Genomic DNA, 15,039 nt, shown 5'->3' with positions numbered 1-15,039 from the left:
CGCCGTGTCGGTGTTCTCGCACGGTCGTTCTTTTTCGGCGACTTTGCATAGCGTTTCAGCATGCGTCAAGCGATCGGACGTAGTATTCCGTTCTGCGAAATAGCGCGGCCGCAAAGGGCCGTAGATCGTCGGTGTATTCCCTGATTTCAGCGTGCAAGTGGCACGTATCCGGTGACAGCAGCCACATTTATAGCGTCTATGGCCGCTATTCTTTCGCTACATGGACGCGGGGCGGAATGGAGAGTGGGTGCCGCGGCAGGGCGATTGACGACGCGATCGCCTGCTATGAAATCACACGACTTTCCGGCCATCTAAGCGAATTCGGCGTGCTGTGGCAACTGGTCGGTTATGGAGTGCCACGGAGCCTTTGATCCCACAAAAATATGAGCACTGGGACGAATGGCAGGCGTGTCGGCGAGCGTCCCCAAGGTGACGTGAACGTATTCGCCATCACGAACCACGGAGAACATGAGGCTTCCGCATATTCTGCAGTGCACGTCGTGCGGCGCATGTTCGTCGCCGAAGATCGATACGTTATCTTCGCCGTGAGTTATGCACAGTTTTCCGCGTTCAATCCCCGCAAAGGGCTTGAACGCGGAGCCTGTCGAGCGGCGACACTTTGAACAGTGACAGTTCAACGCATAGACGAATTCGTCTTTGACAGAGTAACGGACAGCACCGCAAAGGCATCCGCCGTCGAGCAATGGTTTCATGGCTGCTTCCTGAACTGAAGGCGCATTCGGTTTGGCAACGGTAGAGCAAAGGAACCCGCATTGAGCAAAGCGGACGTGGTCTTACGGTGCCGGCGGCGGAGAGTAGGGCTTGTAGCTGGCAGGTGGTGTCGCGGGCGGCGCCGCAAGCATCTGGTTGTAGACTGGGGCACGGTGTCCGCTAGCGTACATGCAGAATGTACGCCGCGTCGTATTGCTGCTGCGCATCGTCGCCGGAGTAGCTTGAGCTGCTTGTACCGGCGGCCGAACTGCTCGTCGCCCCCGTGGTGGCGGCTTGATGCGAACTCGCGCCGCCGAGTTGGCCCAGCGCGAACTGACGGCAGTTGTGGTCATCGCTGGAAAACTGGTCGAGCGACTTGTTAGTGCCAGGGAGCACCATCACGCTAGGGCCTGACGGCATTGCGGTACAGGCACTCAAAACGAGCGCGGCGGCGACCGGCAGGGGAAAAGGACGCGGCTTCATCAGTACCTTGGCATCAGGACGACGGTTGGGCCGGCTCAATTTGCCAGCCGCCCGGGCAATCCTTGACGTACGGGTAATAGCCACTGGGTTGGTCACAGCGGTACCACCAGGCATTCGCCGACGCGCCATCCGATCCATCGCCCTTTTCGATGTATTGAACCGGCCCCGCATAGTTGCCGGGGTAGGCAACGGGATACGGCCAGCTGTCGTATGGGTATCCCCACCACCAGCCCGGCCAACCGCCGCCCACCACGAAGAAGGTCGCGTGTCCGTGCCCATGGTGGAAGCCATCGTGACCGTGAAAGCCGCCGCCTTGCATGCTTCCGCCTTGCATGCCACCGCCGCGCATGCCACCGCCCCCACCACGACCGCCGGCCAGCGTCGGACCGCCGGCGGCCATCGCTGCCCCTGCCACTAAGGCCAGTGCGATCTTGCAAACTTTGCGCAGGTTCATGATGTGTCTCCTGCCTGCTGCCTGACGCCTGGGTGACTCCGGACCCGTGCCTGGCCATATCCCTGTTTCGTCTAATTTGCCTAAAATGCCGCCGTGCACACATTTCCGCTTGTATCGGCAGGTTGAGGCATCGGGCGCTGGCCATGGAAGGCGCAACTCCGTCATCTGGTAAACCGCTGATGAGCCGGATTTATTCCATCGACCAGTCCAAAATATGCCAACGGATAACGAAGTGTCTCGAACGATCCTTCCAGGACGCTTGGGGCTGGCAGCCTGGTCGACACAGCAGTTGCCCATCCGCGGAAGCACCTGTCGGTCGAATTCCTCACGGTTGGCAATACCGATGAACACAACCGTCGGCAACGAGACTGAGGCCCGGTTCCGATCTGAAATCATGGCAAGCATCCTGCGCGCTTGATAGCAGTGTCGCGCTCGTGGTGGCAGGTAATGCCGGCGACACCATCGCGAGCATTCGTTTCGCCTCAGTCGAACTTCTGGTCCGTGGTCATCAGGTTCAGCGCGTTCTGAATGATCTGATGCGCGTTCTGGAGCTCTTGCAGCAGCTCTGCACTGCAATTGGCGGCAGTCGCCTGACGGCGGGCAGCTTGGTCGGGCGTCATGCTGCCGCCTCGCCGATCTTGGTTGCGGATGCCGGGACTGCCGTCGCCAGCGTCCAGACCATGACTTCGACAGCGTGAAGCTCCATCCTTCCATCCCGTGTGCGATGTTGCTGCGCCAGTCGTTCGAGAATTGCGAGGTCGCCCAGGTGGCCTACTCTCGCCATGCGGAGAATGGTGATGACTGCAGTCCGTTGCTGGCCCGCTTCGCTGGCGACCGAGTGGGACCTGTCGTGTCGCCAAAGACAGCTATTGTTTCAGACTCAGTTCGAGGCCACCTTGGCAATCGACGAGTGCCAGCCACTCGATGCCGTCCTTACGAAACGCAATACTGGAGAGCTCGGCGTCGTACGTCGAGCCGGGAATAAACACGATGCCGTCGGCCTTCTTGCCATTCAGGATGAAGTGCTCTCGAACCGCGTTCTCAAAGAACTGCGGCGTGGCATTCGGGCAAGTGCCAGTGTCGCCGTAGTAGTGCCGGAATCCGATGACCCACGGAATGGTGACCACTAGAAATGCAAGCGCGGCGAGTACGATGAGGGAGTACTTCAACAGCTTTGATTTGTTCAGGGTTAATGGCATAGCGATAGAACATGAAATTGACAACACAAGCGGTGCAACTCTATGGTCCCGAAAGCAGAAGCATGCATGGACATCATTCCTGATGGCTTTCACTGTTTCTTCGCCCAACGGAACCCTGTTGAGGTTGCATTACGGCAGAATTAATACACCGTTCGCATCCAGTTGGCCACGCCAGATGAGTTGCCGTACGCCCGTGAACGTAATGGTGAAGTCGGTGTGCCCGAACGTCTCACCAATCCAGCGAAGAAAATCTGTCAGGGCCTCCTCGTACCAGCGCCGATGGCTTTTGTCAGCGTCGTATCGATCGGGATTCAGTGCGTAGTTGACGTCAATGATGTAGGTGCCATCAGCCTGCGTCACAATGATGCCACTCATTGTCCCGCTAACCCGGCCGACTGTGCCTGCCGCCCAGCCATTCTCCAAGATTGGCGTCCAGGTGTTATGCGAGAACGGGATACTGACTTGCTCGGTGCCGACTGGTCGTGGCTTCTTAAGGAATGCCCTGGCCTCGGCATTCAGCCTGCTCGGGACGATGGTCAAGTTGAGCCCTTGCACAGGCATCGAGATCTCCTGCCCGCCGCCGACGATCCAATGCGCAATCGCGCCGAGAGGAAGTAGTGGCGTTCCGTACCAGGCGTTGGGAAACGTGCCGATAGGGGCAGTGCTTTGTTGCCAGAGGAAGAGGCCAGCCATCTGCGCCAGAAAATCCGGTGTCTGGGCTTGCGGCGTGTTGAGACCTGCTTGCGAAGCCCCCACGACTGACTGCCAATTGGTAGCATAGTACTTGCTGAATTCTCCCCATGCGCGGAGCTGCCCGAACGCCTGCGCGCTGGGTCTGCCGCTGATGCCTTTGCAGAATTCTTCGAGCGCCAATTGGGGGTTTGGAAGCTCGCACGCTTGAAAGACCTTTTGTCCATTGAGCATGCCGTGACGCGCCGTCTCAACAATGTTCATCGGTGGGGAGCCGGGCGGTGGCATGACCGGAGCGGTACCCGGGCCGCCAGTTCCCCAGAATGGATCAGCATTCGGAGGGTTTGCGTACACGGTAACCGTCGGTAACGTAAATTCAGGCACGTCGATTCCTTTTTTGTGCGTCACGACTAGGACGTAGTCACTCGATCCCAAGGTGTGTGCGAAATGGGGGAGGTGGACGCAGGAATGGTGAATCTTGGTTGCGGCCCGAGCAACCTGTTGTGGCGTTGTGTAGCGTAGGGACGAAGAAAATTTTGCCTGAAGAGTTGTCGCGATTGGTTTCGATCAAACCTGGAAGCCAGGAGACATCGAAAAGGATCAAGTAGAAAAGGCGCGAATCTGCGGCCTCCTTGTAGTCGCGCAACGCGGCACCCGCGGAGTATCTCCGCCGGCATCGCTTCACTATGTTGCCTTGTCTCAGTCACGATCGCAGTCGGACGGGAAGTGACTGTCATCGGTCCTTCGGATCTGCCTGGCATCTGTCCGGGATGGGTCCGACAAGCGCCACTCGGTAGCGCAAAGCCGTCTGGTAACTTCCACCCCAGGAGTATCGATTGGCCGCTGGTTGATGCGGTTGACCACGGGGCGCAACAGCGTGTTCGCGGCTAGCACAAAGAGACAACCGAGCGCCGCTTCGAGGATCAGATCCGCGCCGGCGCTGGCACCTACCGCTGCCGAACCCCACAGCGTGGCAGCGGTATTGAGCCCTCGGACATTCCCCTCCTCCCGCATGATGACGCCGGCACCGAGAAAGCCGACACCCGACACCACATAAGCTACCACTCGCACCGCGCCGTCATGCCATGCTAGTCGGTTGGCCATATCCACGAAGATCGCGGCACCAACTGCCACCAGAACGTTGGTCCGCAGCCCAGCGGTCCGCTGCCGGTATTGGCGCTCATAGCCGATCACCGCGCCGAGCACGAACGCCGCAATTAGGCTCACGCCAGTGTCGAGCAGCGAATCCAGGTGGATGATTTGGATGGCTTCAATGGACATGTTCGAAAGTCGTCTGGATCGAGGTCATACCGCTTATCTAGCTTCTCAGAGCGTTATCTTCCTGTCTTTGTGCGGCATGCCGCGAACCGCTTCTTCGGTAATGACGAATTCGGTCGCAGTTGCTACTGCCATCCGAATCGGCGAATGTAAAAGCGTTTCATTACAGTCGTCAGAAGCGCGTAGCCAAGCACGATGCAGAGCATCCATGGGAAGTAGTTCGGCGGCAGCGCTTGCAGCTTGAAGTATTCCGCGAGCCGTCCCATCGGTAGATAGACGCCGAGGGCCATGATCAGGGCGGTCATCGCAATCAGCGGCCACGCCGCCCAGCTTTCGACGAAGGGCAGCTTGGGCGTGCGGATCATATGCACGATCAGGGTCTGCGTCAGCAGTCCCACGACAAACCAGCCAGATTGGAACAGTGACTGCCGGTCTGCCGTGTTGGCATCAAAGACTAACCACATAACCAGGTAAGTGATGATGTCAAAGATCGAGCTGATCGGGCCGAAGAACACCATGAAGCGGCCGATATCGCCGGGATTCCATTGCAATGGCCCGGCCACCAGTTCGTCGTCTACCTTGTCAAACGGGATAGCAATCTGCGAGATGTCGTAGAGCAGGTTCTGCACCAGCAGTTGCAGGGGAAGCATTGGCAGAAACGGCAGAAAGGCGCTCGCTACCAGCACGGAGAAGACATTGCCGAAGTTGGAGCTGGCCGTCATGCGGATGTACTTGAGCATGTTACAGAAGGTGCGCCGGCCCTCTATCACGCCTTCTTCCAGCACCATGAGGCTTTTCTCCAGCAAGATGATGTCGGCAGCCTCCTTGGCGATGTCGACCGCGCTGTCGACGGAGATACCGATGTCGGCGGCGCGCAAGGCGGGCGCATCATTGATGCCATCGCCAATGAAGCCGACGACGTGACCATTGGCACGCAGAGCGCGCACTAGCCGCTCCTTGTGTAGCGGCGACAGGCGAGCGAACACGTTGTGGTCCTCCACCGCTCGCGCAAGCACGGCGCCGTCCATCTTCTCGATGTCGGCACCCAGCAATGTGCCTTCGATCGCCAGACCGACCTCCTTGCAGATCTTGGCGGTCACCAGCTCGTTGTCACCGGTCAGAACTTTCACCGTGACGCCATGCGCGGCAAGCGCCCGCAAAGCGGGGGCGGTGGACTCCTTAGGCGGATCGAGAAAGGCGATGTAGCCCACCAAGGTCAGATCGCATTCGTCGGTCACGCTATACGCGGTCAGCCCCGTCGGCGTTTCCTTCATGGCGACGGCCACGACACGCAGACCCTCCTCGTTAAGCTCATGTGTGACCTTGCGTACCTGTGACAGCAGCGCTTGGTCGAGCGGCAGCACGGACCCGTTAAGCTGCACGCCGGTGCACGCGCTCAGGATCTCCTCGACTGCGCCCTTGCAGATCAGCTCATTGTGGTCACCTTGCTCGGATACGACCACCGACATGCGGCGTCGTTGAAAATCAAACGGTATCTCATCGACCTTCCGATAGTCCCGTACCGGCCTCAGTTCATGCTGCAGTTCGACGTGTTCAAGCACGGCACGGTCAAGCAGGTTCTTGAGGCCTGTCTGAAAATAGCTGTTTAGGTAGGCGTGCTTGAGCACATCCTCGGAAACATGCCCAAGGACGTCGGTATGGCGCTCCAACATGACTTTGTCCTGCGTCAGCGTTCCCGTCTTGTCGGTGCACAGCACGTTCATCGCACCGAAGTTCTGGATCGCATCGAGGCGCTTGACGATGACCTTGCGCCGGGACAGCAGCACAGCGCCCTTGGCCAGTGTCGAGGTCACAATCATCGGCAGCATTTCCGGCGTCAACCCGACGGCCACCGACAAGGCGAAGAGGAAAGCCTCCATCCAGTCGCCCTTGGTAAAGCCGTTGACGAGCAGCACGATGGGGACCATCACCAGGGCAAAGCGAATGAGTAGCCAACTCACTTGGTTCACACCCGCCTGGAAGGCCGTCACCGTGCGGTCGGTGGCCGTAACACGTGCGGCCAGCATACCGAAATAGGTGCGATCTCCGGTGTTTAGCACCACGGCGGTAGCGGCGCCGGAGACCACGTTGGTGCCCATGAAGGCGATATTGCTCAGCTCCAATGGGCTGTCTGCATGACCGCGCCGCTCTGCGAATTTCTCGACTGGCAACGATTCGCCGGTCATGGCCGCCTGGCTGACGAACAGGTCCTTGGCGATGAGGATGCGGCAGTCGGCGGGAATCATGTCGCCGGCCGACAGGGCGACGATCTCGCCGGGCACCAGTTCGCGCAGCGGCACCTCTACCTTGGCGGGCGGTTTTGAATGGAGTTGCACATTGAAGAATTGCGCACTGGTGGCAGCAATCTGGGCAGCTAGGTCTCGCCTTATTGCAGTGGCAGTGGTGCTGACCATGTTCTTCAAGGCGTTGGCGGCCTGATTCGAGCGGCGCTCCTGCATGAAACGGATCAGCGTGGACAAGAGCACCATCGTGCCGATCACGATGGCGGCCTTGATGTCTTCGGTCACGTAGGAGATCGCGGCCAGTACCGTCAGCAGCAGATTAAACGGGTTCCGGTACGAGTGCCACAAATGCAGCCAGGCCGGCAGCGGCTTTTCGTGCTCGACTTCGTTGGGGCCGAAGCGCTTGAGGCGCTCTTCAACCTCGATACTGGTCAAGCCGTCTTCATGGGATCGCAGGTGGACCAGCACGGCGGGGATATCATCTCTGGCCGCACGCTGCAGTTCGCGCGCCAGGCGCTCTGGCATGGCCCGCGACGGTCCCGGCTCGCCCAGCGACTCGAACATGGCCAGTCGGCGGAAGTGGTGCGTGACCCGGCGCGTGCGAAGGAACGCACCGTAGAGTGTCTTCAGGAAAGAAAAGTTCATGATCGAACTCCCTGATATGGCCGGCCACTGCCCACGGGCAAGTACTGACCGGCGATGAATGGGTGGTGATTTGTCAGAGCCCGGGCGGCACGCGAGTGCCTCCCAAACGTTGAAAGCTGGGCAACGCGCCCGGCGAACGCGCTAATCGGCCCAACGTGGCTAGTTCAACGCGACACGCAAGCCAATAGTCGTACGCAGCGCCGAGAGCGTTGCGGTGATTTAGGGTCGGGATCCATGGCGCCTCCTGAGCAAGGGTTAGGGCAACGGGGGCTGCTCAAAACTCAGCATGGAAGCGCACGCCAAAGAATTTCGCGGGGCCGCGGTCCCGGTTGTAGCCGGGGTTTCGGATGTACTGGAAGTCAGGGCTGACGCTGAAGGACTTCAGCAACTGCACGCTGTAGTAGATCTCCAGCACCTGCTCAGGCCCATAGCGCAAGGCACCGTCCCCAAGGAAAGCGCCTAGACCTCCGGCGGCCAAATAGTCCCGATGCGGGGAGCGCAACATGTTCACCGCCATGGCCACCCCGAGCTCGTCATTGGGGCGTCCCCATGCCTTGCCCTTTAGCGTGCCGCCGCCGGCTACCTGCTTGCCAATCTCGGTAAAGGCATAGGTCTCGGTCCGGTCATCTGACATGTTCGCGCGGAAGAACACGCCTAGCGCATCGTTGACATCCTGCAGCAGCGTGACGCCTATGCCCATCTTGGTATGCTCGGCCCGCACGTCCGCCACATCTGGCGTCACGCCGTTGGCGCGCCCGAATGCCAGCGCGTCGCTGAACTTACCCATCTTGGCCTTGTTGCGCCAAAGCAGTAGTCGCGCCTGCCCGGGGCGGCCAGCCAGGCTGTACCGTTTCGCCAGTTCGAGCATGTCCCCGTAGTGTTCGAACATCCGGGTATCGAGCTCAAGGCCGTTGGATTCCAGCGGTTGCAGAAAGCGGCCGATCCGCGCCGACCAGCCATCGCCGATGTACTCCAGCGATACGCCCCAGTCGTAACCGCGTGCATCGGCTGGGTAGTCGAACGAGCCATGCGTCATCGATGACCAGTTCATGAACTGGGTGCGAGGGTCGGACCCGTAGGGATTCACATCGAAGACATCGAGCACGCCAAAGTTGCCGGCGGTCAGCACGATGCGCTGCTTAGCGACAGTCCGTGCGAACTGGTTGAAGCCGGGATCGAGCTTCTCCGTCCCGCCACCGAGGTCCCACGTCTGGCGCACGAATGCGCGGGCGCGATAGAAGGTGGGATTCGTACCCGACGACTTGGCCAGCTCGCCGTTGCTCAGGCCCCCCAGGCCATGAAGGTCGGAAAATGGCATGCCCTGGGAGACTTCAGGATTGAAGTGGAATTCTGCACCTTGCCAAAGACGCAGCCCAAGGTCGAGCGTGCTGGTGAAGGAATAGCTCTTGGAGCGCTCGGTGCCGAGACTGTGTTCTCCTGAGTAAGCTGCACCCAAGGACGGCTTGCGCTGCCAGATGTACGTGGCTTGCCCGTGAAACGCGAACACGTCTTCTACCGGGTTGGAGGCTTGAGTCATACCAGCCGTTTCGCTGGCATTCTGGGCATGCACCGGCGTCAGTCCGAGGACAAGAAACGGCGAGTGAATCAACACGCGCAGACGACGTGGCCAATCAGTACCCTTCAGAAAGATCAGGGCAATCAAAGCAAGCTGGAGACAGGAAACAAACGACATAGGAACTCCCCCGCGCGCTTCTACAGGCGCGCGTAGGCACGGCGTGACGGCACCCAAGAACCAACGCGCAGGCGGATTCCGCCCGGCACTGCTGATTCAAGTGCAGGTCACAAACATGAAACCGGGAGTTGGCCGCGCGGAGAGCCCGCGCAGATGCCACTACCCGCCGTTATCGGCTAGGCAGTGGCGAGATGTCGCCTTGACTGACTAGCCGCTCAGAGTTCGGCTTTGGGCCGACTAGAACAACTGTCCATGGGAAAATCCCTGTGGTGAAGACCGGGCGAAGGATAACAATGGGTGCGTTGTCGTGCAATCGGTTTTTCGTGAGTGGCGGGTTGTCGTGAGGTGCCAGCGCCGGCCCATAGGCCTGCCCCGCACCGCCCAGGCGATCGATGCCTTCTCACTCGATGTAGCGCAAGTGCACTGCGATCGCCCGGGCCTCGGCCGGTCTTTTCCAATGACCTTGCCAAGCCTGCCGACAGCCTTTTCCGGTGTGGCGCAACACCTTGGTGAAGAGTCTGTCGCCTTGCTGCTTTGGTGAGCCTGGCCGGATGCGAAACCGTTCATCCTGCTCCGGAACGTTACGGTGCTTCATGAGTAGACACCAACATAGTCCGGCGCACCCAGGCGCTTGCAACACGCGGCTTCATGGCGACCGACGGGGCATTGCACCGATTCGCTGCACCCCGCCGCTGCCAGGGCCGTGCCGCGCCCGTCCCCCCCGTGCAGACTGGCATGCTGCCTCCCCAGCGTGCCGCAACCATTAATCTTGCCCTTCCGTCTTTACCCTGCACAGAGACCAGACAAAGACAGAATGGCGGAGCCGTGCCGCGCCCCATCGCCCCGCCTCGGAGAACGTCCACCTGAAGCTACAGCGTGGCCAGAACGATGTGTTCGGCATCCAGGTACGACTGACAAGTCGTTTTGGCAAGAGCTTCATCATTGGGCAGACCGAGTATCGAAGCCATCAAGGCGCTCGACGGCAGGTTTTTTCACGATGCTATCCGCCGATGAGCACCAGGTAGTTGACTTCTATCGGGGTCGGGGGCGGAAGTATGGCGTCACCCTAAAGAACTCATTGCACTGACTCGCGAGCAGGCGGACCAATTCTTCCAGCGGACTAACTGTCGTGTGCGGGTTGTCGTCTCTTGCATCTGCGACGTTGGGGCAGCTAACACCGGCTTCCCCAAGAAGAGCGAAGCCGGTGCAGTGGCCGGCAATTTTTGTGCGCAACGCCCGGGAAGTGCATCGACTCGCGTTGGCTGACGGCATCCACACGGCCACCTTCTCGGCGAGTCGCCGCTCAATGCGACCCCGTTCTGCGAAGCCAATGGATTGCCTGTCTTGTGGTGCGCCTCATCCATGGTGCAGTCAAACCGCGGAAGCGTGCTCCGCTAGTCGGACCTCGAATCGATCGAGCAGGGCCTGGACGAGACCCGAGGCAAAGCGCTGCTTAGCCACAAAATCATCCTCGTCATCGCCGTTGACAACGTGGAATTTGGTGTAGGCTACAGATCCAGCCTTTTCGTATCCCTCGCCGTCCTCATCATCACAGAACCGGCTGCGCAGCGCCGCGAGTCCTGCGTTGATGGCGCCAGGGTGAGCGTTGGTCAACTGCCGTTGAACGAAGAGTTCTGCGACCGCGTCAATTGTTCCAGCGTAATGAAGCACGTGAATGAGGTCTCCGGCGTCCTTGTTCTCCATGCGATCAGCGAGTGCCAATGCCTTCAGGATAACGAAAGCAGGCACGTCTGCGAATCGAACCACTTCGGTAGAAATGCCGCCGCCGTCGAGCAGTTGCCCGGTGACCTTCCGCTCCCCATACCAGTCGTGCACCACTCCTCCAAGCCGCACGGCCAGGGCCGAGACACGCTCACCATCGACTGTGACCAACTTGCCTGGCCGGTCGGTACCCGCGTCGCGAAGGAATTCGACAAGCACGTGCGTATGCTCGTCAACCTTGCGCTTCCATTGCCACGACGATCGGTTTCCGTTTAACGCCAAAAAAAATAGATCAGAGTGATCTATAAATTGTTTATTGGTCACTGCATTACGGTGCATAGGGTGCGACGGCGATGACTTCTGCTGGTTCTCGGGACGCAGCGAGTCGTCAAGGCATTACATGATGTCTCCTGGGTGGGATTGCGCCGCCTTGGCGCTCTCATTTGGCAACAGAACGGAACCTGAAGAGGGGCGGGTTGTGTTTCGGCACGCCATCGGCGCGAGCCCGGCCGGCCAAGGTCGCCGCCCTTGCCGAATACCTCGCCGAACACCTGTCCTCGCCTTGCCTGCCAATGACGCACTGGCTGACGGTGCGATCGCGCCAACTACGACGCGGTGTCGTCTGTCGGCCCCAACCAGGCAGCGTGCGCTAACCCCTGCCATGTTTCGACCTACCGTCCGGCGGCTCACCCGTCGGGCCTTTCTTTTTTGAAGATGCTATTAGATCACGGCCGATCTTGATCCTTTTGAGCATTTTATTGAGTAAATACAGTCTCGAAATTAGCACGTAGTAATCCTAAAGTGGAGGCTCTTCATCACCCCCACCGATAGGACCCAACGTGACCAACGCCGTCATTGAATGCATCCTGAGCCGCAGCGCAGCCAAGTACTACGATCCTGCCGCGGCTTTAAGCGATGACCACATCCGCGAGCTGGTGCGTATCGGCACAGCCGCGCCCACCTCCTTCCACATGCAGAACTGGCGCTTCATCGCCGTGCGCACGCCGGAAGCAAAGGCCCGCTTGCTCCCGATCGCCTGGAACCAGCCCCCGATCACCGATGCAGCCGTCACCTTCATCATCTGCGGCCAGTTGGCCGACTCCAGCGTCATCCCCGAGCGTCTGGCGCCACTGGTGGAAACGGGTGTCATGCCCGCAGCGATGGTGCCGGAATGGGAAAACCCCGCGCGCGGCCTGTATGCCGATGACCCACAACTTCAGCGCGACGAGGCGGTGCGCACTGGCACTTTCGGCGCGTCCGCAATGATCTATGCGGCCCGCTCGTTGGGTCTGGGCTCGACGCCGATGATCGGATTCGATGCCGAGGCGGTGGCCCGTGAGTTCGGGCTGGCCGACAACGAAGTACCGGTCATGCTGTTGTCCATTGGGGCGGAGCTTCCGGGCAACTGGGCGCAGAAGCCGCGTCGGCCCGTGGCCGAAGTACTGGACCTTATTTAACCCAAAGCAAACTCAGCAACCTACGGAGAATTGCGATGACCAGGACTACCGCTCTCAACCTCGAATTGGTGCCGGCCGAGTCGAAACCGACGCTCGATGCGTTCACGAAGAACATTGGGTTCACCCCCAACATGATGGTGGCCTTTGCGCAGAGCCCGATTGCGTTCAACGCGTGGGCCACCCTGCTTGGCTCCTTGAGCAAGGCGCTCGACGTGAAGACGCGAGACAGCATCGGCCTTGCCGTGTCCGAAGCGAATGGTTGCGATTACTGCCTGACGGTTCACAGCTTTACCGCCGAGCATTTGGCCAAGCTGCCCGCCGATGAAGTCATTCTTGCCCGGAAGGGCCATGCCAACGATCCGAAGCGGGATGCCGCCATCCAGTTTGCCCGCAAAGTGCTTGAGGCCCGCGGCAAGGTCAGCGACGCTGATCTGAACGCCGTTCGCGATGCCGGCTATACGGATGCGAACGTCATGGAGATTGTCGCGCTGGTAGCGATGTACTCCCTGACGAACTACTTCAATAACGTGTTCGATCCCGAGAAGGACTTCCCTGCCGTCGCGCTGGCGGGCTCGATCTGAGCGCTATCCGGCCGCGTCACGTCACGGCGCGGCCGCTCACCCAGGAGCAAGAACGTGTCGCTCGATCATCCGATCTTCTCGCGCTGGCCGGAGCGGCATTCCGACCGGCTCCAATTCTTTTCCCTTCCGACGCCCAATGGCGTGAAGGTCGGCATCATGCTGGAGGAAACAGGTCTTGCCTATGAGTCGCACCGAGTCGACATCACGGCGAACGAGAGCCAAGATCCCGCCTTCCTCGCGCTTAACCCCAACGGCAAGATTCCGGCCATCTACGATCCCCACGGGCCGGGCGGTCGTCCGCTGGCGTTGTTTGAGTCGGGAGCGATCCTGATCTATCTCGCTGACAAGACTGGGCAGTTCCTTTCCACCTGTCCCAACACGCGCTACGAAACGATACAGTGGCTGATGTGGCAGATGGGCGGTGTCGGGCCGATGTTTGGCCAAGTAGGCTTCTTCAACCGGTTCGCCGGTAAGGACTATGAGGACAAGCGGCCCCTGGAACGCTATGCGAAAGAATCGGCGCGCCTGCTAGGCGTGCTCGACGCTCGCCTGGCGACTCGAGACTGGGTGATGGACGATGGCTACAGCATCGCCGACATCTCGCTGCTCGGGTGGGTGCGCAATCTGATCGGCTTCTATGAGGCGCGTGAGATCGTGGGCTTCGACCGCTACGCGCATGTTCAGCGCTGGCTCGAGCAGGGTCTCGCACGTCCGGGCGTGCAGCGCGGGCTGACGGCGGCGGCCTAACGATCGCAGGCCGATGCGTAACTACGATACGATTGGGGAGCATTCACGCTCCCAAGTTCCAATGTCCCAAATCGACTGGCTGAGCCATCTCCTGAACATGATCACCGTCACGGGGAGACTGGAGGTCCGCTGTACTTACGGCGCGCCATGGCGTGTGGCGTGGCCCAAGTCAGCAGCACACGAGATTCCATACCACGTCGTGCTCAAGGGCCGGGCCATCATCGAAGATCCAGAGACGCAGACGTCTAGGGAGTTGGTCGACGGCGACATCGTGCTATTGCCTAGCGGGTCGGCCCACGTGCTACACGATGGCAGCGGACATCCCGCGGGGCTTGCCCGCAACCGCCATGGTGCTGCGGGTTGGATGCTCATGGAGAATGACGGGCAGGGCGAGCGCCTGGACATGTTGTGCGGGCGATTTTTTATCGACCCGCCCCATGATCGGCTGATTCGTGACTACCTACCCGGGAATCTCGTGGTGCGAGCGATGGATGGCCCTGCTGAAGACGGCATCGAAACCGCTTCGTCCCACCTGGCCAGTCTCGTGGGTTTGATGCGCATGGAGTCTGCCGGCGGCAAACTGGGTGGATACGCCATGCTCAATACACTGACCTCGGCGCTGTTCACGCTGGTGCTACGCGCGGCAAGCGAAGCCGAGCAAGCCCCGCCAGGCATATTGGCACTGGCCGGCCATTCACGCCTGGCTCCGGCCATTTCAGCCATGTTCGCCGATCCGGCGCGGCCTTGGAACCTGCCAGAGCTGGCCGACCTGTGCAGCATGTCGCGCGCCACCTTCATGCGACACTTCCAGGACAAGCTGGGGCGCTCTGCCATCGAGCTGTTAACTGATATCCGTATAAGCCTGGCCGCCAATGAGTTGAAGAAACCCGGGAGGGCTACCGAGGCTGTGGCCGAGTCGGTCGGGTATCAATCCGTGGCTGCCTTCCGGCGTGTATTTACCGACAAGATGGGGATGACGCCGGGGCAATGGCGCCGCTCGTCGGTCGAAGGGGCTTAACGGCATCGCAACAAGTGCGGTGCCACTTCGGTGGTATAAAGGTAATTCGGAGGTGACGCCCGGACGGGGGCTGCTAAGGGAGCCGATACGCAATATAAGAAATAAGGACTATCGACCC

General features: G+C 60.1%; 13 protein-coding genes and 3 pseudogenes. 5 read left to right on the top strand and 11 right to left on the bottom strand.

The window, feature by feature from the left end; translation table 11 throughout:
* Window positions 1-311: 311 nt before the first annotated feature.
* The 11 genes and pseudogenes from ACO550_RS24305 to ACO550_RS24255 form a co-directional block, all read right to left on the bottom strand.
* Window positions 312-713 (bottom strand): GFA family protein, encoded by a 402-nt coding sequence (locus ACO550_RS24305; protein WP_315594620.1) that lies wholly within the window; start codon window positions 711-713, stop codon window positions 312-314.
* 81 nt (window positions 714-794) lie between these two features.
* Window positions 795-1,194, bottom strand: a pseudogene (locus ACO550_RS24300) (glycine zipper family protein).
* Between the two features lie 13 nt (window positions 1,195-1,207).
* Window positions 1,208-1,648, bottom strand: coding sequence for a hypothetical protein (locus tag ACO550_RS24295; protein WP_315594621.1), 441 nt, complete (start codon window positions 1,646-1,648; stop codon window positions 1,208-1,210).
* Between the two features lie 482 nt (window positions 1,649-2,130).
* Window positions 2,131-2,268: a hypothetical protein gene (locus tag ACO550_RS24290; RefSeq protein WP_315594622.1), complete on the bottom strand. Its 138-nt coding sequence runs from the start codon at window positions 2,266-2,268 to the stop codon at window positions 2,131-2,133.
* Window positions 2,265-2,432 carry a hypothetical protein gene (locus ACO550_RS24285; protein ID WP_315594623.1) on the bottom strand — a complete coding sequence of 56 codons (168 nt, stop codon included), beginning with the start codon at window positions 2,430-2,432 and terminating at the stop codon, window positions 2,265-2,267. Before ACO550_RS24285 ends, ACO550_RS24290 begins: the two co-directional genes overlap by 4 nt.
* An 82-nt stretch (window positions 2,433-2,514) precedes the next feature.
* Window positions 2,515-2,817 (bottom strand): hypothetical protein, encoded by a 303-nt coding sequence (locus ACO550_RS24280; protein ID WP_315594624.1) that lies wholly within the window; start codon window positions 2,815-2,817, stop codon window positions 2,515-2,517.
* 159 nt (window positions 2,818-2,976) lie between these two features.
* On the bottom strand, window positions 2,977-3,801 hold the full coding sequence (locus ACO550_RS24275; protein ID WP_315594625.1) for a lipid II-degrading bacteriocin: 825 nt from the start codon (window positions 3,799-3,801) through the stop codon (window positions 2,977-2,979).
* Between the two features lie 546 nt (window positions 3,802-4,347).
* Window positions 4,348-4,818, bottom strand: a pseudogene (locus ACO550_RS24270) (MgtC/SapB family protein); the annotation flags it as partial.
* A gap of 122 nt (window positions 4,819-4,940) precedes the next feature.
* Window positions 4,941-7,703, bottom strand: coding sequence for a magnesium-translocating P-type ATPase (mgtA, locus tag ACO550_RS24265; protein ID WP_315594626.1), 2,763 nt, complete (start codon window positions 7,701-7,703; stop codon window positions 4,941-4,943).
* A 274-nt stretch (window positions 7,704-7,977) separates the two neighbouring features.
* A complete protein-coding gene (locus ACO550_RS24260; RefSeq protein WP_485994989.1) occupies window positions 7,978-9,396 on the bottom strand; it encodes a carbohydrate porin in 1,419 nt (472 codons plus the stop codon).
* A gap of 1,371 nt (window positions 9,397-10,767) precedes the next feature.
* A complete protein-coding gene (locus ACO550_RS24255) occupies window positions 10,768-11,442 on the bottom strand; it encodes a hypothetical protein (protein ID WP_315594627.1) in 675 nt (224 codons plus the stop codon).
* A 137-nt stretch (window positions 11,443-11,579) separates the two neighbouring features.
* On the opposite strand from ACO550_RS24255, the pseudogene ACO550_RS24250 reads away from it, so the two are divergent.
* The 5 genes and pseudogenes from ACO550_RS24250 to ACO550_RS24230 form a co-directional block, all read left to right on the top strand.
* Window positions 11,580-11,771, top strand: a pseudogene (locus ACO550_RS24250) (hypothetical protein); the annotation flags it as partial.
* A 186-nt stretch (window positions 11,772-11,957) separates the two neighbouring features.
* The gene (locus tag ACO550_RS24245) at window positions 11,958-12,575 is read left to right on the top strand and encodes a nitroreductase family protein (RefSeq protein WP_315594628.1); all 618 of its coding nucleotides are present in this window, start codon (window positions 11,958-11,960) and stop codon (window positions 12,573-12,575) included.
* A gap of 35 nt (window positions 12,576-12,610) precedes the next feature.
* Window positions 12,611-13,156 carry a carboxymuconolactone decarboxylase family protein gene (locus ACO550_RS24240; protein ID WP_315594629.1) on the top strand — a complete coding sequence of 182 codons (546 nt, stop codon included), beginning with the start codon at window positions 12,611-12,613 and terminating at the stop codon, window positions 13,154-13,156.
* A gap of 54 nt (window positions 13,157-13,210) precedes the next feature.
* Entirely contained in the window at window positions 13,211-13,903 is a 693-nt protein-coding gene (locus ACO550_RS24235; protein ID WP_315594630.1) for a glutathione S-transferase N-terminal domain-containing protein, read from the top strand.
* 61 nt (window positions 13,904-13,964) lie between these two features.
* Window positions 13,965-14,921 carry a cupin domain-containing protein gene (locus ACO550_RS24230; protein ID WP_315594631.1) on the top strand — a complete coding sequence of 319 codons (957 nt, stop codon included), beginning with the start codon at window positions 13,965-13,967 and terminating at the stop codon, window positions 14,919-14,921.
* The last annotated feature ends 118 nt before the right edge of the window (window positions 14,922-15,039 follow it).

This window comes from Cupriavidus sp. (genome assembly GCF_057315035.1).
Note: the sequence above shows the minus strand (reverse complement) of the source record. Positions and strands in the feature narration are given on the sequence as shown.